Annotated in this window: 23 protein-coding genes; 9 read left to right on the top strand and 14 right to left on the bottom strand. The window is 35.1% G+C overall.

Going from position 1 to position 23,426, the window contains the following annotated elements; genetic code table 11:
- Positions 1 to 765 precede the first annotated feature (765 nt).
- Positions 766 to 1,557: a 3D domain-containing protein gene (locus AC4G3L_RS11005; protein ID WP_491076996.1), complete on the top strand. Its 792-nt coding sequence runs from the start codon at positions 766 to 768 to the stop codon at positions 1,555 to 1,557.
- Between the two features lie 1,564 nt (positions 1,558 to 3,121).
- Here AC4G3L_RS11005 and gnd read toward each other — a convergent pair.
- Entirely contained in the window at positions 3,122 to 4,018 is an 897-nt protein-coding gene (gene gnd / locus AC4G3L_RS11000; RefSeq protein WP_491076995.1) for a phosphogluconate dehydrogenase (NAD(+)-dependent, decarboxylating), read from the bottom strand.
- A 209-nt stretch (positions 4,019 to 4,227) separates the two neighbouring features.
- Here gnd and AC4G3L_RS10995 point away from each other — a divergent pair, with 209 nt between their 5' ends.
- Together AC4G3L_RS10995 and AC4G3L_RS10990 are read left to right on the top strand one after the other, a co-directional pair.
- Positions 4,228 to 4,422: a hypothetical protein gene (locus tag AC4G3L_RS10995; protein ID WP_491076994.1), complete on the top strand. Its 195-nt coding sequence runs from the start codon at positions 4,228 to 4,230 to the stop codon at positions 4,420 to 4,422.
- A 76-nt stretch (positions 4,423 to 4,498) separates the two neighbouring features.
- Entirely contained in the window at positions 4,499 to 5,005 is a 507-nt protein-coding gene (locus tag AC4G3L_RS10990; RefSeq protein ID WP_491076993.1) for a DUF2628 domain-containing protein, read from the top strand.
- A 72-nt stretch (positions 5,006 to 5,077) separates the two neighbouring features.
- On the opposite strand, the gene AC4G3L_RS10985 is transcribed toward AC4G3L_RS10990, so the two are convergent.
- Positions 5,078 to 5,311: a hypothetical protein gene (locus tag AC4G3L_RS10985; protein WP_491076992.1), complete on the bottom strand. Its 234-nt coding sequence runs from the start codon at positions 5,309 to 5,311 to the stop codon at positions 5,078 to 5,080.
- 586 nt (positions 5,312 to 5,897) lie between these two features.
- On the opposite strand from AC4G3L_RS10985, the gene AC4G3L_RS10980 reads away from it, so the two are divergent.
- Positions 5,898 to 6,200, top strand: a complete 303-nt coding sequence (locus AC4G3L_RS10980; RefSeq protein ID WP_491076991.1) for a hypothetical protein — start codon at positions 5,898 to 5,900, stop codon at positions 6,198 to 6,200.
- A 91-nt stretch (positions 6,201 to 6,291) separates the two neighbouring features.
- On the opposite strand, the gene AC4G3L_RS10975 is transcribed toward AC4G3L_RS10980, so the two are convergent.
- Positions 6,292 to 6,813, bottom strand: coding sequence for a type 1 glutamine amidotransferase domain-containing protein (locus tag AC4G3L_RS10975; protein WP_491076990.1), 522 nt, complete (start codon positions 6,811 to 6,813; stop codon positions 6,292 to 6,294).
- A 218-nt stretch (positions 6,814 to 7,031) separates the two neighbouring features.
- Here AC4G3L_RS10975 and AC4G3L_RS10970 point away from each other — a divergent pair, with 218 nt between their 5' ends.
- A complete protein-coding gene (locus tag AC4G3L_RS10970; RefSeq protein ID WP_491076989.1) occupies positions 7,032 to 7,619 on the top strand; it encodes a hypothetical protein in 588 nt (195 codons plus the stop codon).
- Between the two features lie 239 nt (positions 7,620 to 7,858).
- The gene (locus AC4G3L_RS10965) at positions 7,859 to 8,215 is read left to right on the top strand and encodes a helix-turn-helix domain-containing protein (RefSeq protein ID WP_491076988.1); all 357 of its coding nucleotides are present in this window, start codon (positions 7,859 to 7,861) and stop codon (positions 8,213 to 8,215) included.
- A gap of 43 nt (positions 8,216 to 8,258) precedes the next feature.
- Here AC4G3L_RS10965 and AC4G3L_RS10960 read toward each other — a convergent pair whose 3' ends face one another.
- The 9 genes from AC4G3L_RS10960 to AC4G3L_RS10920 all read right to left on the bottom strand — a co-directional run bounded on the left by AC4G3L_RS10960 (position 8,259) and on the right by AC4G3L_RS10920 (position 18,020).
- Positions 8,259 to 8,660: a MaoC/PaaZ C-terminal domain-containing protein gene (locus AC4G3L_RS10960; protein ID WP_491076987.1), complete on the bottom strand. Its 402-nt coding sequence runs from the start codon at positions 8,658 to 8,660 to the stop codon at positions 8,259 to 8,261.
- Positions 8,657 to 9,106, bottom strand: a complete 450-nt coding sequence (locus tag AC4G3L_RS10955) for a MaoC family dehydratase N-terminal domain-containing protein (RefSeq protein ID WP_491076986.1) — start codon at positions 9,104 to 9,106, stop codon at positions 8,657 to 8,659. The genes AC4G3L_RS10960 and AC4G3L_RS10955 overlap by 4 nt, the downstream gene beginning before the upstream one ends.
- 14 nt (positions 9,107 to 9,120) lie before the next feature.
- The gene (fabG, locus tag AC4G3L_RS10950) at positions 9,121 to 9,885 is read right to left on the bottom strand and encodes a 3-oxoacyl-ACP reductase FabG (RefSeq protein WP_491076985.1); all 765 of its coding nucleotides are present in this window, start codon (positions 9,883 to 9,885) and stop codon (positions 9,121 to 9,123) included.
- A gap of 83 nt (positions 9,886 to 9,968) precedes the next feature.
- Positions 9,969 to 11,147, bottom strand: a complete 1,179-nt coding sequence (locus AC4G3L_RS10945; RefSeq protein WP_491076984.1) for an acyl-CoA dehydrogenase family protein — start codon at positions 11,145 to 11,147, stop codon at positions 9,969 to 9,971.
- A gap of 135 nt (positions 11,148 to 11,282) precedes the next feature.
- Positions 11,283 to 12,173: a R2-like ligand-binding oxidase gene (locus AC4G3L_RS10940; RefSeq protein ID WP_491076983.1), complete on the bottom strand. Its 891-nt coding sequence runs from the start codon at positions 12,171 to 12,173 to the stop codon at positions 11,283 to 11,285.
- Positions 12,174 to 12,850: 677 nt separating this feature from the next.
- Positions 12,851 to 13,099: a DUF2187 family protein gene (locus AC4G3L_RS10935; protein ID WP_491076982.1), complete on the bottom strand. Its 249-nt coding sequence runs from the start codon at positions 13,097 to 13,099 to the stop codon at positions 12,851 to 12,853.
- A gap of 404 nt (positions 13,100 to 13,503) precedes the next feature.
- The gene (locus AC4G3L_RS10930; RefSeq protein WP_491076981.1) at positions 13,504 to 13,977 is read right to left on the bottom strand and encodes a competence protein ComK; all 474 of its coding nucleotides are present in this window, start codon (positions 13,975 to 13,977) and stop codon (positions 13,504 to 13,506) included.
- Positions 13,978 to 14,478: 501 nt separating this feature from the next.
- Positions 14,479 to 17,229, bottom strand: a complete 2,751-nt coding sequence (gene ppc, locus AC4G3L_RS10925) for a phosphoenolpyruvate carboxylase (RefSeq protein WP_491076980.1) — start codon at positions 17,227 to 17,229, stop codon at positions 14,479 to 14,481.
- Between the two features lie 260 nt (positions 17,230 to 17,489).
- Positions 17,490 to 18,020 carry a GNAT family N-acetyltransferase gene (locus tag AC4G3L_RS10920; RefSeq protein ID WP_491076979.1) on the bottom strand — a complete coding sequence of 177 codons (531 nt, stop codon included), beginning with the start codon at positions 18,018 to 18,020 and terminating at the stop codon, positions 17,490 to 17,492.
- Positions 18,021 to 18,305: 285 nt separating this feature from the next.
- Between AC4G3L_RS10920 and AC4G3L_RS10915 the strand changes: the two genes are divergently transcribed.
- From AC4G3L_RS10915 to AC4G3L_RS10905, 3 genes are all read left to right on the top strand, one after another.
- Positions 18,306 to 19,019, top strand: coding sequence for a DsbA family oxidoreductase (locus AC4G3L_RS10915; RefSeq protein WP_491076978.1), 714 nt, complete (start codon positions 18,306 to 18,308; stop codon positions 19,017 to 19,019).
- 540 nt (positions 19,020 to 19,559) lie between these two features.
- Positions 19,560 to 20,135 carry a LemA family protein gene (locus AC4G3L_RS10910; RefSeq protein WP_491076977.1) on the top strand — a complete coding sequence of 192 codons (576 nt, stop codon included), beginning with the start codon at positions 19,560 to 19,562 and terminating at the stop codon, positions 20,133 to 20,135.
- Entirely contained in the window at positions 20,132 to 20,896 is a 765-nt protein-coding gene (locus tag AC4G3L_RS10905; RefSeq protein WP_491076976.1) for a TPM domain-containing protein, read from the top strand. The genes AC4G3L_RS10910 and AC4G3L_RS10905 overlap by 4 nt, the downstream gene beginning before the upstream one ends.
- Before the next feature lie 234 nt (positions 20,897 to 21,130).
- Here AC4G3L_RS10905 and AC4G3L_RS10900 read toward each other — a convergent pair whose 3' ends face one another.
- Positions 21,131 to 22,120, bottom strand: a complete 990-nt coding sequence (locus AC4G3L_RS10900; RefSeq protein WP_491076975.1) for a Gfo/Idh/MocA family protein — start codon at positions 22,118 to 22,120, stop codon at positions 21,131 to 21,133.
- Between the two features lie 73 nt (positions 22,121 to 22,193).
- Entirely contained in the window at positions 22,194 to 23,405 is a 1,212-nt protein-coding gene (locus tag AC4G3L_RS10895; RefSeq protein ID WP_491076974.1) for a phospholipase D-like domain-containing protein, read from the bottom strand.
- Between the last annotated feature and the right edge of the window lie 21 nt (positions 23,406 to 23,426).

The raw sequence follows: 23,426 nt of genomic DNA, 5'->3' as shown, positions 1-23,426 counted from the left end.
CATATTTAGAGCCAGCTACTTTAATACTCATTGAATAAAACATAGCGAGTCTTATCTTCATATAAGGACTACAAATTCTCTCCTTTTTTATACAAATACCTATTCACAAAATCGTGTTTCTTCTATATAAATGTATTTATTCAAAATTATAAGCAAAGTTTTTGCCGAATTAAGTCTAATCCTATAACTTTTTAAAAAAACCTTAGAACTATGTCATAATTTAGGTTATAATAAAATAAGTAAAACCAGTACAAAGTAAATAGTCTTGAACTTTAACTACTTTAATATTTAAAATACGATCATATAATACTGGAAACCTATAAAAATTGAATATATGGATTATACCTTTTAAATCTTTTATTCATCCTGACTTTAAAATGCATGTTTATTTCTTTCTTATAGTAATTCCACCTACTTTTTTACCTATGTTTTCCAAATATAAGTTCTTTTACTATTAATACTTAGTTTTTTTAAAAGATTTATATTTTCATTATATTCCATTTTTTCAAATATATGGATTTTTTTATGACAATTATGACAAAATCCATATTTTATAATTTACTAGGAAAGTATATGAATACCACGCTTTGTTTAGTTTTTTTGCCTTTAATTATCTGAATTTTCAATTAATTAGACATGTTTTTGAAATAATTACGTTATATCAGTAATGAATTTATCATCTCCCCGTTATTACTTCTTTCATGTAAACCTGATAAGATTGTCACTGTTAGCTCAAAACAAACAATTTTAGGAGGAATAAACTACATGAAGAAAACTTTGTTATCATTCGTAGCGGTAGCTTCCATCACCGTTGCTATAGGCGGAGCCAAAACTTCTGCTCAAGAAATCACTGTCCAAAAAGGTGATACACTATGGGGACTCTCAAATAAATACGACACTACTGTTGATCATATTAAAGAACTTAATAAATTAAAATCAGATGTCATTATTGAGAATACAAGATTGACCGTGAAGGAAGAAGCTATTACAAAATCTTATACGGTTAAACAAGGTGATAGTCTATGGAAGATATCTTTTAAAAATAAAATTTCTATTAATCAACTGAAAAGTTGGAATAACTTAACATCTTCTATTATCCAACCAGGGCAAGTACTTAAATTGTCTGGCGAAGGACAACCAGCTCAAAATCATAATAAAGTTGTTAATCAAAGCACAAAGACATCAACCGAGTCAACTACCACTACTAAAACAACAACTAAAACTGAAACAACTACTAACACTGCAGAGTCCACTGGACAACAAGCAGGAAAAACAATTTCAGTTTCAGCTACAGCTTATACAGCTGATTGTAATGGTTGTTCCGGCGTAACAGCCACTGGAGTCGATTTAAATGCGAATCCAAATGCTAAAGTTATCGCTGTTGACCCAAATGTTATTCCATTAGGTACAAAAGTTTATGTTGAAGGTTATGGATATGCTACTGCTTCTGATACAGGTGGTGCAATTAAAGGGAACAAAATTGATGTTTTCATCCCTTCTCAAGATGCTGCTCTTAATTGGGGACGTAAACAAGTTAACGTTCAAATATTAAACTAACAAAATCTTAAACTAACAACATTTAGCTTAAACGACACCTTCCGAGTTTACATCCAGTTCTCGAAGGTGTTTTTTATATATTCTGTTTTATAACCTGATATTTCTCCTGCTTTTTCAATACCATCCAGTTAAACATTCATTTCTAATTCACCCAGATACCTGATGAACATATAAAAATTAAATACCTTGAGTTTATATATACCACCTGATCCTCATATTGCTTTAAGTGTTATATGTTTGGGGATTTTTATATAGATGATTCTCCCAAATCAGCATCATTTTCAGCTTTCATATTACTTTTATGATTAAAATTATTTTGTTATCCTCATTTTGACTAATCATTTTATGATCTGAAGGTTGCTTTAGTAATAGTTAATTCTTTATAATTCGCATGTCTAATGGCTTGTAATCTTTGAACTTGGATAGCTCAATATGTTTATTTGTGAAGGGATATTACACAACAATCTTCTGTTTTTACTATTCGATCATCTTCAAATTTCCATAAAGTGAATCACGGGCGATAGCATATCCAGTTCAGCGTGTCTTCTGAGTAGGTAAATGTATGTTGAGGATGAATAAATCATTAAGGTATTTATTCCTACACACCTGCCTTCTGTTCTGTAAATAAATTTCCTTCCACATGCTGGTTTTTGCTATGGTGAGGAAAGCATTGCATAGTAAATCATAGCCAAAGCTAATAGAGAAAAATTACCCCAATAAAATTCAACAAGTGAAATTACCTTAAAAAAGTTAGTCTAATAAAATAGGAATAAACAATTATATTGAGGACAAACACCCGATATTTATGTAATTACCCTTAAGACTCCGTTAAATAACCAAGGCCACTGACTAAAAACCTTCCATACAGATACTGGTTATATAGTCCAGTAAACTAATAGATTAGGCAGACAGCTATATTTATCATAAGTATTCACTTGGGATGTAAATTCTGCCGTAATGGTGGTGATTCCTCCTATCAGAGACTAAATTATTGGATAGCTGATTTGGAACGCGATTCTTTACAGAAATAAGGACTATGCACCAGTTTAGCAAGCAAACACGTGTAACCATGTAAGGTTATGATAGTTGATTATTTAAGCATACCATGGGCATTCTCCTCGTAAATTAAGTGAATATCTTTAGCAGCATTATCAAGGTTTATACTAAATAGTTATGCTAATTGATCCTGATCCTGTGGGAACACTTATTAATTCTCTGTAAAATGACTATTTAATACCTCCTTCTCGTGCCATTGAGCAATTTGCTGATATATAGGTTTAAGACCAATATTCATTTTCATCCACTTCACACACCAACTACCTATAAAATTTTTACACTATTATTATTAAAGAATACTTCACTGTAGTGAACTGATTGCTATATATTTTTTGATAATGACTATAAATTCATCATTTCTCTTCCATTTTGGTCGCAGGGTAGCATAGTCCCGATAGGTGAAGATACATTCACTGAAATTACTTTTGTTGATTTTCAAGACAAAACAAAAAAGCATGCTTAAATTTTGAGCATGCCAACCATTTTATGATTCCGTAAACATTAACCTTTATTCACTTTTTTCTACCTTATGACCGCCAAATTCATTTCTTAAAGCTGCTACAACCTTACCATTAAAAGTGTCATTATCTTGGGAACGATAACGCATTATTAGAGAAAGTGCCATAACTGGTGTCACAGCTTGCAGATCCAACGCCGTTTCCAAGGCCCATTTCCCTTCTCCCGATGAATGCATAATTCCCTTAATATCATCTAATCTTGCATCTTTAGCAAAAGCTTGCTCCGATAATTCCATTAACCAAGAGCGTATAACCGATCCATTATTCCAAACTCTCGCTACCTGTTCATAATTGAAGTTAAATTCACTCTTTTCAAGGATTTCAAAACCTTCTCCAATCGCTGCCATCATACCATACTCAATTCCGTTATGAACCATTTTCAAAAAATGCCCGCTTCCCGAATTACCTGCATATAAATACCCATTCGGTACTGAAGTTGCAGCAATTAATGGCTCAATTATTTTCCAGGCTTTCTCTTCACCACCAACCATATAACAGGCTCCATTTCTTGCTCCATCCATACCTCCAGACGTGCCTACATCCATAAAGCAAATTCCAGATTCTTTTAAATCATAGTTTCGCCGTACTGACTCCTTATAATTTGAATTCCCACCATCAACCAAAATATCCCCAGCACTTAAATGAGGATAGAGATTTTCAATGATAGGATCCACCATATTATGTGGAACCATGAGCCATATCACTCTCGGCTGTTCTAAACTATTCACTAATTCCACCATATCTTTGCTGCCAATCGCACCATATTTTTGTATACTCTCTACTGCAGTTGAATTCACATCATATGCATGAACAGTAATTTGATGATCTATTAAATTTTTTGCTATATTCATCCCCATCTTACCAAGACCGATTAACCCTACCTTCATCAAATCATCCCCTTACCAAATTTCTTTCTTATTTACATCCCTTTCTTAGAAAGAAATAAACATGAAATCTCGAACTTCTTTCCAAATAGATGGAGACATGATCTTACAAAAGGTTAATGGAGGCTAAACAAATTAATTGAATCTTTGCCTTATAGACAGAAATTAGTTAAAATTTTTAATATACAGATCATATTGAGGGAGAGATTTAAGTGAAAATTTGTACAGAGTGCTTTGATGGAAAAATAATAGATGAACAACATGAACAATATGAACATTTGGATCGAGAATTGATTCGCCTTATTGAAGTTAGCCATTTTTCCTATGACGAGGCTTTTAAACGTGCAATCAGATTATATCCCGCTATAAAAAGCTGTCCGGATTGCAATGGTTCCGGAAAAGTTTAAAAAGAGTACATCAATTGCTATTCTAATTGGATATAGATGTATCATCCGATTCTTATAATAAAAAACGAGGTAACTTATGCGTAATTCAATTAATTCTCACCATAACAATCAGGATTTAAAAATATATATTGGTGAGAATTATCAATCCTTTTTAACTAAAAATCATAGAATCAGAACATGGAATATTTCAGGATTAGTCTTTGGGATGTTTTGGCTGGCATACCGAAAAAGATATGTGTCTGTCAGTATTTTTATTCTTATCGATATTTTGGTTTCTGTTCTGTTTCGAAATCATTTGTTTTATTGGCTTGTATTTGCACTATTAATGCACCTGTTTATAGGTAAAAGCGGCAATCTTTTGTATATGGCTGGGACAAAAAAACATATTAAACAACTAAGGCTGAAATATTCGCATCTGGATGATAAGGAAATGGAACCCTTACTAATCAGAAAAGGCAGGACCAGTTGGAAGCTTATTATCCCTTTACTCATTTATTTTGTACTTATTCATACTTACATTTTTATCGATGATATAAACTCTATTTTAGAATATCTCTTAAACAAAAATAAAGATAACAACTAAGGCACAAAATCCTTAGTTGTTATCCACAAAAAAATGATAGATGAAGCAATGAAAAAAGAATATATATTTCTCTTACTGAAAAAGGATGAATCTTGAGCTCGCTATGAGGAAAAAGATAATCGACATTACGGCATTTAATATAGCCAATCCCTTATTTTTTAACAGGATATGATTTATACACGTGACCAAAAACATAGCTCCAATGGAGATATGTAAGTAAGGATATAGCCAAACACTATCTTTTATAATAATAAAATAGGCAAATACAATGACAAATGAAGAACTGATAAATTTAAAAAGTTTCATACAATCTCCTTCTATGCTTCTTTCTATTATTAAATTAAAAATGTTACCATAAATTCTTGCAACGGCATGGGTTTATAATTTAAAATCTCAGTATGAATATACATTCCACTTTTCGACTAATACGAATATAGCATAATATACAATAAAAACGATTATCTGAAAGCCGCTAACTACTGCTCAGACAACCCTTTATTATTACACATTAGCATTCTGCAATTTTCTATGGTCGGTAATAGGAGAATTCCCATTTAGATAGCGAGCTAGCATAGATATACTAGGGTTATATCCATATAAAAGGGAGCTTAATGCAGTAATTTTATCGTATTCACCATTCAGTTGTACTTGACTATTTATAAATATTATAAAATTACACTTTCATATTCTTACCTAAATTACGCAAAATTAGGTGAACGTTTTGAAGCTATCTACTGAGAAAAAAGTAATTATCCATATATTACGCAAACCTGCCTATGGTGAAAATTCAGATAAAATTATATAATTGAATCTTATAGAACATCCAACGCAGATGTTTCTTATAAAAAAGCTCATGCTAAGAGTAGAAAGAATAAATTAGGAGGGAACTAGTTTGAAGGTCATTGTGTATAAAAAAGATATCGATCAATTCCTGGCTGATTTTAAATCTATCTCTTCTTATGATGAAGTTGGTAATAAGTTTTACTTTATCTTTGAAGATCATAAAAGGGGTGGCCACTGGACCTTAATGTTTTATGATAAAGAGAATAGATGGACTGCTCATGGGAAAGGCGAGTTATATAGCGATATAGATGAGTTGCCGCTACTAGGGGATCAATTGAAGCTATTTATCTATAAAAATAGAAAATACATTAATAACGTGATTAGACAATTGAGAGTATCTGTACCGTCTTAATCGTTTTTTTGAGGATTAACAGACATATAACAATCCATTACATAAAAAATAAAGAAGCCAGTGTTTTCATTTTAAACACTGGCTTCTTTATTTAGTTCTCAAGGACCTTAATAAATTCACGCATATAAGGCGGTAAATCAGGCGGGCGTCGACTTGAAATAATATGTCCATCAACGATGACTGGTTCATCATACCAAGTAGCCCCTGCATTTACCATATCATCTCGTATTCCAGGCGTGCTTGTTACCTTGCGTCCCTTTAAAATATTCGCGGATATTAATACCCAGCCTGCATGGCATATTTGTCCAATCGGTTTTTGCTGTTCATCCATCTTTTGAATAAACGCTAAAACCTCCGGAAAACGACGAAGTTTATCTGGAGCCCAGCCACCAGGTACTAAAACAGCATCATAATCCTCCGCGCTAACTTCATCAAAACTATAATCACTTTCTGCGGGTACTCCATATTTTCCTTTATAGCTGACTCCTGCCTGTTCACCTGCCAGATGAACAACTGCACCTTCTTCACGCAGCCGATGAATTGGGTACCACAATTCGAGGTCCTCAAATTCATGATGTACAAAACTAAGAATCTTCTTATCTTTTAATCTCATTATGTCACTTCCTCTCTCGCTTTTATATTATTCCCTATCTTTATAAAACTATGCTTTAAGCTTAAAAGCTTTTAGAATAATACTGTTTATTTTCAATATTTTATAGCTAGATTTTATAAATAATAGTATCAGTATAGCAGAATATTCTAAATTATCCCTATACGTACTGCTTATTTATTTGTAAAATTATATTAAAATATCATTAAAAGGAGTTTGTTATGAGGAGATTAAATAAAAAGAAAATAGTGTATGTATTTATTTTAGTTTGTATGTTTGGCTCATGGATTTCTTTTCAATATATTTCTGAGAATTCTAAAGCTGCTACAGAACTCGAACAATTAAATAATGAAATTAAATTGGCTAAAGAAAACAATAAACAATTAGAAAGAGAAATTATAACTTTGCATAAAGAAATTGAACAATATAACATGAAGGAATCTTCCTCAATTGATGGGGTTGCGGATATAAATACCACAGATAAAACAAACAACCCCTCTGATGCAACGAATATGGCCGAGGGGAATACAACCCAGCTTACGTCCGATGAAGTATACGAAGAGCATCAGGAACCTTCTGATATCTCATCTCCTCAAGATACGGCTATTAATCTGGTAAAAAATTATATTGGCTATTCCAATGAAGTAAATGTTCATTTTGAAGTAATAGGAAACGTGTCTGATCATGAAAACTTGACTATACAGGTTTATGAAGTAGTGGTTGATGAGGAAGAAAGCCAGCATTCTGCTACCTGGGGATGGTATAGAGTTAATTTAAAAACAGGTAAAGTTTATGAAGTAAATAACTAAACTATGTTGTTGTAATTCTTCACTTTGTATTCTTAAATAAAAAATACTATCATTATAAAATAGAATCTAATTGATTTTGTACATATTATAGCTGAATTTCTTTTCAAAAAATTCAAATTATAAGCGTTTAATATAAAATGTGTTATAATGAGTTATTTTACACCTTTTTACTCGCTCATTCGAAACTTTTGTCCTATAATATATATATACAATACGTTTCGTAAAAGGTGGGAGCAACCATGAAATCTTCTTTTGGAGGCAGGTTAAAAGAGTTGCGTAAAGAGAAGCGTTTATCACAGGAAGAACTAGGAGCTATTATAGGGGTTGCACAATCAACATTGGGATCATATGAACGCGAAACACGTGAACCCAGTATTGACGGAATATTGGAACTTGCCCATTACTTTGATGTTTCTGTCGATTATTTATTGGGTAATTCTGATGAGCGAAAATTTCATGAATTAACACAGTTACAAGGGTCCTATGACTTACATCAATTCATGCATGAAAATGAGATCATCTTATATGGCAGAACCTTAACTGAGGATGAAAAACAACGTCTTCTGGATATCTCGTTAGGTCTTTTTTATCGATAGTCACTTATACAGGCAGCTAAAAAGCTGCCTGTATTTTTATATATTAATATAAAGAAAAGATAACTTTCCCCTTCAATACTTCATGACCATATTGATTAATGGCAGAAACGCTAAAATCCAGTTCACTCTCTACCTTTGTATCAAGTTTCGCAGTTAACCTTATTATATCTCCTAAAAATACCATATCTCGAAAACGAATCGTAAAGTCTCTTATAAATCCTTCTTCATAAAAGGGTGTAAATAGTTTGGACAGATTTCCCATTGTCCACATTCCGTGCGCTATAATACCAGGAAGACCTAGTCTTTTTGCCTGCTCTTCATCTTGATGAATGGGATTCTGATCACCTGAGGCATTTGCATAAGCAACCAGCATCTCCTTGGAAACTGGATCTAATACAACTTCCTTCAAGTCATCACCCGTCTGTAAATCAAGCAAACAAGTCATCTTTTCAACTCCTTTTGTACTGCTTCGTTAATAATGATGACGATTGTCGAAGTGAATATCGTATGACCCTCTTTATCCTCACCATTATTTTCTATACGCATGATACCCATTTTACCGTTACTTCCTGTTCGCTCCTTGTAGTCTTTTACTTTTGTATAACAATAAACTTCCTCACCAATTAATAAGGGTCTCTCATAATGATAGATTTGTTCTCCATGAATCAATCCTTTTGTTGGTAATTCCAGATCATCTACTTTTCCATAATCGAAAACTCTTGGATATGTCGGTGGCGCTATATTCTCTCCATATCGGGATTTTTTGCCTGTCTCACTATCAATATATATGGGATGCTCATCGTCAATCGCATTGGCAAATTGTTTGACGCGTTCTCGGTCAACGATATTTAATACTCGATTAGAGCTTTTTCCAATCGCTTGGATAAACAAATCTTTCACCTCACTTAATTTTTTGGACCTCCTGCCACATATAAAACCTGCCCGTTTATAAACGAGGATTGTTCATCTGCAAAAAATGCTACAGCATTCGCGATATCTTCCGGCTTTCCACTTCTGCCCGCAGGGATCATTGAGACACTTGCCTCAATTAATTGTTCAAAGGATATACCAATCCGTGCGGCCGTTTCCCTTGTCATATCCGTTTCTATAAAACCGGGAGCAACTGAATTAGCTGTTATTCCATAACGGCCCAGCTCAATGGCCAATGTTTTAGTGAACCCCTGCAATCCAGCTTTTGCTGCTGCGTAATTAACTTGCCCTCTGTTGCCTAGAGCTGATGTAGATGAGATATTTACAATACGTCCATACTTTTGCTGAACCATATACTTCTGAACAGCTCTTGTCATATTAAAGGAGCCTTTTAGGTGAACATCTATAACCATTTGCCAGTCCGAATCAGTCATTTTGAAAATCAGGTTATCTCTGATGACTCCTGCATTATTGACTAAAATATCAATTGCACCATAATGTACGAACACTTCATTGACCGCATGTTCTACTTCTTCCGACGAAGTCACATCTGTAACCCCAGTCAACACATTATAGTCTTTCTTTTTAAATTCATCCTCAGTTACTCTTAAAGCCTCTTTATTCACATCCAAAATAGCCACTTTTGCACCCTGAGATGCCAAATACTCAGCTATTCCTTTCCCAATTCCCCTGCTTCCTCCCGTAATAATGGCAACCCTATTCTCAAATCTTCCATTCATCTTATCCCCTCCAGCTTTTACGTTTCAATATGGTTAAATTAAACATTTACTTATTCTGCAAAAATACTCTTATAGGGATCATTTCAGCTATAATCTCCTATTTTCACATGCCCTTTTATCAGATTGCGTGCGATAATCATTCGCTGAATTTCGTCGGTACCATCATATATTCTCCATAGCCTTGCTTCGCGGTACCAGCGTTCAATCGGCAATTCTTTCGTATAGCCCATCCCTCCAAAGATTTGTAAAACACGATCGACTACTCTGTTTCCCATATTAGATCCATACAATTTAGCAATCGACGCAACATGCCGGTTATCTTCCCCTTGATCCAAGGTAAATGCTGCGTTTAATGTAAGCCATCTTGCCGCTTCAATCTCTACTGCTGAATCCGCTATCTGCCACTGAATGGCTTGCCTCTCAGCAATCGGTTTACCAAATGTAATACGCTCCTTCGCATAATCAATTGCCATTTGCAATAATCTCTCAGCCGCTCCAACAGCACGTGCTCCAACAATCCATCTGGCAAAACCAATCCATTCAAGTCCAAGATTATATCCTTTGTGCAATTCACCTAAAATATTTTCTTCAGGGACCCGAACATTTTCAAATACGAGGCCGGCTGGCCCCCCTTCTCCCATCGTAGCGATAAACTCAGAACGCCATCCCATAGTACGATCCACGATAAAACAGGTTACCCCTTCCCGCCCTCTCGATTCAATGTGCCTATTTTTATCTGTGATGGCCATCGCCATTACAAAATCAGCTTCATTTCCACCTGTAATAAATGTTTTTTCACCATTAAGAACCCATTCCGATCCATCCTTAACAGCTGTCATTTTTATGTTTTGAGTATCTGATCCAGCACCTGGTTCCGTCATTGCGAAACATGACTTTTTTTGTCCATTAATCGTAGGAATCAAGTATTTTTCCTTTTGATTTTCATTGGCATAGTACAAAATATTATCTGCAGAACCGCCAAAGGTAAAGGGGACGAACGTCTTGGCTACTTCCATGGCGACAATAGCCATCATCATTTGCCCTAAATCAGCACCTCCGTACTCTTCCGGTGTGTTAATCCCCCAAAATCCTGCTTCTTTAGCTTTTACTTGCAGTTCCTTTAGCTTACCCGGAGGAAGACTTGGTTTACCCTCTCTTTCGTTTCGCAACACTTCCTGTTCCAATGGCATTAATTCTTTTTCGACAAATCTTCGGATTGTTTTTTGAACCATTTTTTGTTCATCCGTTAAACGTAAATACACAGTACCCCTCCTCAATGAGTAAATACTAACCAGTCGGTATGTTCACTTTGCAGGTGCGGCTCATTGCACCTGCTTCATACTAATAGAACGACAGATTCTAGATTCTTGTCTGGCAACCATGAGTCAAGGCGTTCATTAAACCATGCCAACTTCGCTTTCTGATGTTTTATAGATGTCTTCCAATTTCTTTCCTCTCGCTCGGGATAAAATATCCATTCTGATTTGAAGCTGCTTCATAGCAAAATTAACTACCTCTTCAGGGTTTGTACCAAATGCCTCTATATCTGCATCTGTCAACCCCTCCTCGACAATAGTTATTGCCAAGGGTGTTAATTCTTCCATCCGTTTCATGACCACATCCTCATAGATATGCGGATGTTCACAAATCAATCGCTGAAGCAAGTATGTTCCGTAACCGATATGGCGTGATTCATCCCTCTTTAGATTCCCAATACCTTCTAGTAATCCTGGCATTAAATTTGATTTCTCCAAAGATTGATAAAAAGAAAAATACCCCGTTTCAGCAAGTACTCCTTCTACAAACATGTTATACACTGTAGAAGCGTCTGCTATCGCCTCCGGTGATTGATCTGTAAGCAATCGATCCATAGCATTTGGCAAAATAACATGGAAAACCTGCCTGTACGTATCTGTTAATAATGGATTTAACTCTCCTTTTTCACCAATGGCATCTAACACAGTTCTAAAAAATTCTGTATGTTTTGCTTCTTCAAACAGAAAGGTAGTCAAGAACATTTCTTCTTCTATCCTTCCATCCTTCGCAATCGCCATCATAAGGGGCAATAAATCGAGTGTGACGGCCTCTTCTCCAGCTTGGAATTGTGATAGAAGACGAAGAATGCTATGTCTCTGTTCTGGTGTAGTCTGTTTCCAATCTACTGCATCTTTAGTAAAATCTATATCTGCAGGGTTCCATGTGCCAACCTTTTTTGCTTTTTGATATAAGCGATATGGAAACGAATCTACCAAGAGTCCCCTCGAAGTTGCCGTAATGGTTTCTCTCATAATTTATAATCTCCTTTCTTCATATATAATGAGTTTAAATCCTGCACTAACATATTACTGTTACCTCTGGAGTCTTTAATATTCACTCCTCATCAATCCATGAGGATGGCCTTAACACCTATCCATCCATTTTGTATCTGCTATAGAAACGCCAACATATATCATAAAGTTTTACAGTAAACTACAGACGCTGAACAAAAACCAAAAAATTACCTATTCTTGCTGTTTCAATAAAGAGAGATAACCTTCTAATTCAACTTGATTCTTCACATAAAACTTGGTTGAGATTTTGAAATCCAGCAAACTGTTTGCAAATCCTTGATTATCTTTATTTGAAAACGTTTTCATAATTCGGTATATAAAATCATACCTGTTGGATAGACGAAACTTACGATATTTTTAGACTTTATACCTTTATTTATATTGCTTTCTTACGGCCTCTTTAAGTATGTTCTTTACATAACCTTTAAATTCCTACCTAAAATCCGAAAAATATTTATAATAGGTCTTTAGTTACAGCCTTTTAAACGGAAATTTCAGTATGTGAGTGCCGGCAGTTCTACAGAGTATGGTTAGCAAGGGAATAAACAAATAAAAGCACCCATTCTTGAGTGCCGTCGTGTATTCTACAGTAAATTCATGTTATTTATTGAAAAATTCTAATATATTAAATTATACTAATTGGATACTGCCGCCGGCTTTATGGACGATCGTATCACTTTATAATTTTCATGGCGGACAACCGTTCTAGGTGTTTCATAACAAAAATGATTGGCAACTTCCTCGTCTATATCCACAATGCATGATAACTCTCGCACAATTGTCACTTTACCTAAAACAGACAGGCCTCGTCGCTCAAATTCAACGATATCCCCTACTTTTCCCTTTTCTTCTATAGTAACTTCATTGGGTAATATATTATTCATTTCTTTTCCTCCTTAAGAGAATGATAGATACATAATGTAAGACTTCAAAAAGTTTATTCCGTATGTATTTTGACATATCAGTGTAATTTGTGACCATTTACATAGAATTTAACACAAAAAGTATTAGGAATCAATTAAGTTTTCAAAAAAAAGAGACAAATGAGTTAATTATTTCTTTAAAAAACTAAATATTCATTCTTATATAACTAAATCATGACGACCAGAAAAATATTTAATAGATAGTAGTGGAATTTTGCTCGTAAAGTAGCGACATCAAAATGAGTTCAGGGTTACTGAACTCATTTAATTGTTCTCAATGATATAACTTACCTGCAATTTTAAATTATTATAATAGATTAACGATGTATCAAGAATAGTTCATTGGTACTGAATAACATGATTCTCTATTGATTATTAAAAGTGAATTTTTCTATTTTATCTTTTAATTTTAATGCATTATTATAACGTTTCATTAATAAGGAAGCTTTGCAATCGATAATAATAGTTATTTGATTGGAAAGATGCAGATAGCATTGTTTATGATCAATTGGATCACATCCCTTATAATGGTTAAGTGCGATCCAGGCACATTCCGGATCACTGCAAGAACGGGTAGGAAACATATAAATACTATGCTGACCACTAATTTGCAAAGGTAAAGTATAACTGCCGCCCAAATAGGATTTAGAGCTTTTCTTTGCTCCCTGATAATCTGCGCCATAGCCGATGATACTGTCTTTTAAAATATTCAGCGGTGATTTCTCCACTACGTAATACGTATTTTGGTAATATAATTTGGTATACAGATAACCCTCCTTGTAAAATGGGATTAACATTTTTGTACCCTTCCCAATAAATGGTTTGTTTCTCACTTTCATATAGCCCACCCTTTTTAAATATATTTGCTTTATATTTAATAATGGGTATACTACTAATATGTTGGTATACCCAGCAAAAGACTATTGGGCCCGGTCCCCCCAGACTGTCGGCCCAATTTCTGATATCCTAGTAATCTCCTTTCCGGAATCTAGATAGGATTTTTATCCTATCCTTAAATAATTATATGATAATGAACATTCATCTCCAAATCTTTCCTTTAGCAATTTCCTCAACTATCTTACCACGGAAATTTCCGTTTATTTACATCCTTTTGAATTTATATTATAATAATATATTCCGAAACGATAATTAGATAAAAACTCTTAATATTCATTGCTTTTTTTCAATTTCTCCTTAGTAAAACAGTTAAATTCAACTTAATCCTGCCTGTAAAATTAAATTTTAAATCTTTCACAATAAATTCAAACAATTGTTTTGCATAGCCTATTATAATATCAAAAGGAGGATGACAGTTCTGTCATCCTCCTACTCAAGTTCTATCAACCTGTATTGCGTAAACCGGCTGATATACCGTTTATGGTATGCAATATTTGAATAATTAATTGGCTATCTGGCTCCTTCAAAGTCCTCAACTCTTTAATTAAATGGACTTGAATAAAGTTCAGTGGGTCAACATAGGGATTTCTTAGACGTACTGAATCTTTAATATTTGGAGTATGGTCAAGTAATTCTTCATCACCAGTTATCTCTAGTAAGATTCCTTTTGTTTTGTTGTATTCTTCAACGATATTCTCAAATATTCTCTCGCCAATCAATGGATTATCTACCAAATCTGCATATTCTTTCGCTGTTTTAAGATCTGCTTTCATTAGTGCCATTTGCAAATTATCGACTGTAGATCTAAAGAATGGCCAGTCCTGATACATGTCTTTTAATAACTCCAAATCACCTTTTTCTTTAGTTGAAAATGCTTGAAGGCCTGTGCCGGTAGCATACCATGCAGGAAATAATAGCCTGCTTTGTGTCCAGGCAAATACCCACGGAATAGCCCTTAAATTTTCGAATTTATCACTATTTTTTCGAGCCATTGGTCTCGATCCTATATTTAGTTTACCAATTTCTTTTAAAGGAGTAGCTTGATTAAAATACGTTAAAAAACTATCATCCTTAAATACCAGGGACTGATACTTATCATAAGAGATATCCGATATTTCTTCCATGGCTTTAACCCATCTTTCATCTCTTAAATGTCCCTGTTCTGATGATTTAGATACATTTGCAGCTGTCTCAAGCAGTGTAGAAGTTGCTTGTTCCAATGAGCGGTAAGCGATATCCTCAATTAAATAACGGGATGATAACACTTCACCTTGCTCTGTTATTTTCACACCATCGCCAAGTGTTTCAAGCGGTTGAGAGAGAAGACTTCTGCTTAAAGGTCCACCACCACGGCCAAGTGAACCACCACGTCCATGAAAGAATTTTGTTGAAATATTATATTCTTTTGCAAGTTCATGCAGTTCAATTTGCGCTTTATACAGCTTCCAATTTGCAGTCAGCGTTCCCCCGTCCTTACTTCCATCTGAATATCCAAGCATAATTTCCTGCTGGTTATTCAGCTTTCTGAGGTGTTGTCGATAAACTGGCAAATCAAATAAGGATTTTAAAATATCTGGACCATTTGATAAATCCTCAATAGTTTCAAGGAGTGGAGCTACATTCAAATCACTTTCGACTGTTCCATCTGCATGAAGTTTATATAGTCCCGCTTCTTTGGCCAGTAATAGGACTTCCAGTAAATCACTTGGAGACTGTGTCATACTGACAATATAGACACGAATTGATCCTTTACCAAATTCCTTATGAGCTTTTTTAATTAATCGAAATACTTTAATGATTTCCTGTGTTTCCTTTGTATACTCGTCATTCTCTAGCAACAAAGGTCTGGGATCCATTAGTAACTTCTCCAGAAGCCTTTCTTTTTCTGACTCAGGCAAATCTTTATAACACTCCGTAATTTTTATTTTCTGTAGTATCTCGTTAATGGCTCCTGCATGTTCATCACTATGATTTCGGATATCCAATGTTCCAAGATGGAATCCAAACAGTTGTACTTGCCTAATTAATTTTTTTAGAAGCTTAAACTGGTGCCCTCCTGGATGATGCGTATCTATACTTTTCTTAATCATCAGTAAATCCTCCAGCAATTCTTCTGATGTTTGGTATCCTCTCCGGTCATTGGCCACCATGCGTACACGTTCAACCATAATGGCCAATACTCGGCGATACGCTTCATTTTTAACCTGCCATTTTTTATCATCTGTAATGTATGCTGATTCTCCAAATTCTATTGTTTCCATTATTTCATCACTGACTTTAATCCGTGCTGTTGAATGAGATAACTGTTTCATTAAATCTACTAAAGCTTTTTCATATTTTCTAAGAACTAACGCTCTGTGACGGGTTAGTGTTTCCCATGTGACATCAGGCGTCACAAAAGGATTCCCATCCCGATCGCCTCCGATCCAGGAACCGAATCGCAGAAAGTTAGGTATTTCCCAAGTTTCATTGTTATAATGTTCAGTTAATTTATCTTCAACTTCCTGATGTATATCTGGTAGAACATCAAAGAAAATTTTATCAAAATAATACAGACCATTTCTAACCTCATCAATAACTGTCGGCTTTCTGTCTCTTAATTCATCGGAATGCCATAAGGTGGTGATTTCATTATAAAGATCTTCTTCTATATTCTTATATTCATTTTTTGTTAACGTTGGATTATTCAGTTTTTTCAGAAGAACTAATAGTCTCTTTTGAATCTCCAAAATGGATCGTTTAGCTGCCTCAGTTGGATGGGCTGTAATGATCAATTCAAGAGATATGCGTTCAAGGACATCTTGAATAATTTCTCCACTAATATTATTTTCTTTCATTGATTGGATGGCATTCTCAATAGAACCGGGTTGTTCATCAGAATTGTTTAATTGATAATCTCGTTTTCTTCGAATTCGATGATTTTGTTCGGCTGCATTTATTAAATGGAAATAAACAGAAAATGCCTTGATTACTTGCATCCTCATTTCTGGATCAAGCATCTCTATTTCCTTTTTTAATGTATAATATGTCTCATCTTCCACATGTAATCGAAGAGATTTACACATGGTACGAATTCTTTCGACCGTATTAAAAAGCTCTGGACCGCCTTGATAAATAAGAATCTCACCCAGTATATTGCCCAATAGTTTTACTTCCTTGCGCAATGGCTGATTCATATCCTGTTTTGTCTCCATTTAAATCCCCTCACTCCCTTACCAATAAATACTAAAAATATTTTGAGTATTTCTATTAATTATATATAACTATCTAAATAAATGACATAATTTCACTTAATTTTATTAAAATATGGTAATAGAGGGGATAAAGGTTTGTTTTCTTATCTGTTTTCAACAAGATTCTCATCCAAATCGGCTAAATCTAGGTATTTGAGTGTAATGAAAAGGCAGATAAAAGAGACAAACAAAAAAGTATTGTTGCAGCCCTACTAGTTTAATTATTTACGGTATTCCATTAACCAACAATCCTGATATTCACCTTCATGTAACTCATGCTTAGGAAGTATTTTAACTTTCTTAAATCCACATTTTTCATAGCATCTGATAGCCCTTGTATTACTTAAACGAGGATCCATCACTACTCTTTTTGCTTTCTTTTCTTCAATTAAATAATCAACTATCGATGATACAAGCAATTTTCCAATCCCTTTATTCCAATACTCTACTTCGCCAATAAATTGGTCTGTACCATAAACATTCTCTTCCGAATATCCATAGTCTTTTTTGCTTTCTTCATCTAATGGATAAAATTGAATATACCCAATATCCTTATCCTCGAACTTCACAATACATCTAACCTCATTATCATTAGGGGTATAAAAAGATTTTTCGACCTTTTCTAAATTATGTGGATTGTCCCTACCCTCATAAAATTCTAGAATCAATGGGTTTGATAGCCATTTTACTAACAGAAACTTGTCCTTTTTCTCTAATTTTCGAACCTTTAAATTCCTATATTCAAGCAGCATAAATATTCCTCACTTTTTGGTAATAATAGGTAGATAATTCACTTCTGATAGGTAATTTCCTTCAATTAGTCTGTATTTAACCCGCTCCCATTCATAATATAAGGAATATTATATTTTTAAATAACTTTATCGTCATTACACAATATGTACTTTAGTATAAATACAGAGCAATCCTATGGATGAACATAATATAGCTAAATTTGCTGACAAGCAGGTAAATTGTCAACAAGTAGATGGAAATGTATACTTTGAGCATACAACAAGAATGACCAGGGAGGCTGGATTATGGAAATTGATATATGGTTTGATTATGCTTGTCCTTTCTGTTATTTAGGAAAACGACGATTAGAAGCGGCTATAGCTAATTTTACACATAAAGACCAGATTGGAGTGCATTTTCACAGCTATCAACTTGAACCTAATGCACCCAGGAATCAAAATTCAAATATTCATGATCTTATTGCTGCTAAATACGGCACTACAGTTGATCACGCAAAAAAAATGAATGAACATATAACAGAACAGGCTCGTGAAGTTGGGCTTATGTTCCGCTTTGACACGATGATTCTCACCAATACAAAAGATGCACACCGTCTCACCCATTATGCTGAAGAACATGGCAAAGGTCCTGAGATGGCAGAACGTTTATTTAGAGCCTATTTTTCAGAATCGCTGAATATAGGAGACCACATAGTCCTACTGAAATTAGCTACGGAAATAGGACTCCCCGAAAATGAGATTCTGGATGTGCTAAAAACAGAAAACTATACGGAGCAAATGAATCAGGATATCCAAACAGGAGTAGAAATTGGAATTCAAGGAGTACCTTTCTTCGTCTTTAATAATAAATATGCAATCTCGGGAGCCCAAAGCATAGCTACGTTTAAAGAAGCCTTGCAAGAAGTATGGGACGAGGAACAGAATATAACCAGACTGCCTGATAAAAAATTTCGGAGCAAAAGCGAATTTTGTACAGATGATGAATGCTACGGTTCATAGTATTTTTATAAAGACGCGGGAAGGCATATTTAATCAGCCTCCTCGCGTTTTATTATAAGGAAGATGATTTTAAACTCTATTTAAAAAACAATACTATTATAATAATTAGTCAAAAAGGATCATCTACTAAATCATGTATTATTAATCATCATGAGGGATCATGGCATTTTCCCCCTACGTGGTTATATTTTCAGTTGTTACGGTGTAGACTTCATCATGCTGACTGGATGTTTTTCTACTATGAAGATTTTGCACATTGTTCAAATAGATAATCACTAGGCAACCTCCGTCATATTCTTTAAGTGAAAACAGGTTAGTCGTTTTGGTATAACTTTAGCCGAACAACCCATTAATTCTCCGATTTCCATTTGAGCCAATCCTTGTGAATGACCCTTCCGATTTCCTATTTCTTTCAAACTTCAAGCATAAACATACCAGTCTACCTTTTATTAAGATTGCATTTATAAATTTACGGGTATGATAATTAATGAAACTTTTTTCGCTGACTAACGTTATACAGTAAAAAGGAGTGTTGCAATTTTGAAAAAAGGAACCATCATATTAATCGCAGGAGTTGTCGTCGTAGGCATCATTATTGCTATGTTTGCTTCAAGCTATAATGGTTTTGTCAACGCAGAAGAAAATGTCGATCAAGCTTATTCCCAAATCGATAATCAATTACAAAGAAGAATGGACTTAATACCTAATTTAGTTAATACCGTTAAAGGGTATGCTGAGCATGAAGAATCGGTTATCAATGATGTTTCAACTGCCCGCTCAAAACTTGCTGGTGCCAATACACCACAGGAACAAGCAACAGCCAATGATGAACTGACAGGTGCATTAAATCGGCTATTGGTTGTAGTTGAAAACTACCCAGATCTAAAGGCTAACCAAAATTTCCAACAATTAATGGATGAGCTTGCCGGTACAGAGAATCGGATTTCCGTAGCAAGACAGGATTATAATACAGAGGTATCAGCTTACAATAAAAAGGTAAAGCAATTCCCTGGAGCCTTGATTGCCGGCATGTTTAATTTTGACAGCAAGGAATATTTTAAAGCTGCTGATGGCGCAGAACAGGCACCAACAGTAGATTTTAATGGTACAGAATGATGTTTAAAAAGATTCTCCTCTCACTGGCGATATTCATATGCTTTGTGGTCAGCCTGATTGGAGGCCCGGTTTCTGCAGCTGTTCCCACTCCTCAAGGAGATATTTACGTTCAGGATTTTGCCAATCTATTGAATGAACAAGAGAAACAAGAATTAATCCGCTTAGGTCGTACGCTAGAGGATCAAACAAAAGCTCAGATTGCTGTATTGACTGTACAGTCTTTGGGAAATCAAACACCTGAAGAATACGCACTGGAAGCCTTCCGTACCTATGAACTTGGTGATAAAGAGCTTAATAACGGAGTCCTTTTACTACTATCTACAGAAGATCGTAAGGCTCGTATTGAAGTGGGATATGGTCTTGAAGGTGCCCTGCCTGATGGGAAGGTTGGAAGAATACTCGATACCTATACAATTCCTTATATGAAATCTAACCAACCGGGCGATGCTGTTATGAATACGTATAAAGAATTATTTAACGTCGTCTCGGAGGAATATCAGTTGAATGAATCAACTGATTCAAAAGCTTTTGTATCTGAAGAAAATAACGAAGGCGGTATGGCAACCTGGAAAAAGATATTAATAGGTGCTGTAATTTTAATTTTTATCATTATTGACATGACTTTCTTCGGCGGCACGTTTACTTATATGCTACTGCACATCCTGTCTGCATTTACCAGGAACGGTGGAGGCCGTGGAGGTGGAAACCGCGGCGGCGGTGGCGGTTCAGCCGGCGGCGGAGGGGCATCTAGAGGCTGGTAGTCAATAAGAGGCTTTAGACAAATAATTTCCAGCAATGAAAACAACCGAACTATTTTTCAAAACTCTCATGAACTGCACCACCCCAATTGTTAAACACATCATATCTAACAATTGAGGTGCAGTTCATTCATAAGTTTCGGAATAGTTCGGTTTTTATTATTCTCCATCTATTGATTGTCTGCTAAACATTAAACTTTAGAAGGGGATATTTCAGTTCTGTCACAGCCCCTATGATTACAATTTAATCATACTCTGTGTTTTCATCGATTCGTAACAGGCTTCAATCACCTTCATATTTTGTACCGTGTCCCAGGGGGTATAAGATGGTTCTTGATTGTTAAGTATACATTCTGCAAAATGATCCACTTGCATCATATATTGATCACATATAATCACTTCTTTTCGCGTCTCTCCCCCGCTTTTAACCAGCAATGTACCTTGATGTCCAACAAGATCCGGACGGTAAGCATTTCTACATATAATTTCTCCTAAAGTGCCAACCACACGATATTCATTACGATTGGTCATTTCAAAACTGCAATCAAACATCGCGCGCACACCATTATCCATATTCAAATGTGCTGTTGTCGTTAAGTCGACACCATAAGGGTTATTCATCTCAGCAAAACTCATGATATCTACAGGTTCAGCTCCCAAAATATGTCTGATGGCATGGATGTTATAGCAGCCAACATCATATAGAGCTCCTCCCCCTTTTTCGAAAGATAACCGGATATTATCCTCATCATCACTCAATAAAAATGAATGACTGGCATACATATACTTTACTTCACCAATCTCCCCAGTTTTAATGATATCTTTTACACGTTTATGCTGGGCGTGAAATTGATACATAAAGGCTTCCATGAATTTCACACCATAACGCTCACAGGCATTTACCATTTCGATCGTCTCCGCAGCTGTCAAAGCAGCCGGCTTTTCCACCAATACATGCTTACCTGCTTTTGCTGCTTCAATTGCCCATTTAGCATGCAAATGGTTCGGTAGTGGAATATATACGGCGTTAATTTCAGGATCTGCTATTAATTCTTCGTATGAATCATATGCTTTTTGAATCTCCAAGTTTGCAGCCACATCCTTTGCCTTTTGGCTTTGGCTGGCAATGGCTGTAACCTCTCCATGGAAAGAACGTTTAATGGCGGGAATTACTTGAGTTTGTCCAATATCTGCCGTACTTAAAATACCCCATTTTATTTTTGGCATTCTTCTATCTCCTCTCCAAAGTCCTAAAAAAAACGAATCATGATCATGATCCGTTTCTTAGAAGTTATTCCTATTATAGATAATAATGTACATATTTGGCAATTTTCATCAATATTTTATCTTTCATTTTCAGATTATCAAAATAATCCAATTTAATTTCTTTTGAATCCTTCAGATCAACCTCTAATTGTTTTTGAACTGTTTGACTGAATGGTGAGGATTTCATAAACAGATTCATTTCATCATTCAATCTAAAAGAACGCGAATCAATATTAACGGTTCCAATCATTAATCTTGTTTGATCAATCAACACAACCTTCCCGTGGAAAATTCCTTTTTCATATTGGTATACTCTCATACCGTTTTCAAGTGCTTCCCTCACAAATGGATAAGCAGCTTGGGTTAACATTAAACCGTCCGAATGTTTAGGCCACATAATGGTAACCTCTACACCCCTTTTTCTCGCCTGTTTTAAGGCATCCATAAAATGACGATTATCCGGAATAAAGTAAGGTGTTGCAATAATGATTTGCTTTTTGGCACTATCGAATTCTTTAATAAAATCTTCAACCAATCCGAACCCGCTTGAATAAACTTTTAAATAATGATTGGTGTCTCCTTTTTCCAAGGAAATCTTATGTATGGGTGGAGAGTTACCTGTATTTACCTTCCAATCCTCGCAAAATTGTTTTTCGAAATCCTGAACTCCCTCACCAGTCATGCGAATTTGATAATCATGCCACGTATCTTTTGTATATTTTTGTGCTACATTTAGTCCGCCTGTGTAGCCAATTTTCCCATCTATCACAGCTATTCGGCGATGGTTCCGATGCTGGATGGAGTACCAAATATGAGGAAAATGGGGATCATTGCTATAGGTTATATGAACCCCTGCTTTCTTAAGTTCATCAAACCACTCATTCTTACCCTTTAGAGATCCGGCTCGGTCAACCGAATAATAAACATCGACTCCTTCATCCGCTTTTTTCTTCAATAAATCGAAGAATTTTTTGCTTGCTTCACCATTTCCGATTGAAAAATAATGAATATATACATATTTCTTAGCCTCTACAATATCTTTTGAAAACTGAGGATAAAAGGTTTTCCAATCCGTATACAATCCAAAATTGCTATTGCGAATCGGATAGGTATGAGGTTGGCTATCTGCTTCCGCCGCTTCTCTTCCTGCTTTAATATCAAAATGAACATAGACTAAAAGCGACCCTATAAAGGCGATCATAAGCAAGAGAGCATTAATGATGTATACAATTATCTTTTTTAACATACTGACTGTCCTTTGATTGAA

Source organism: Bacillus sp. z33 (assembly GCF_058313615.1).
The sequence above is the reverse complement of the archived record's forward strand: the minus strand, read 5'-3'. Positions and strand labels throughout refer to the sequence as shown.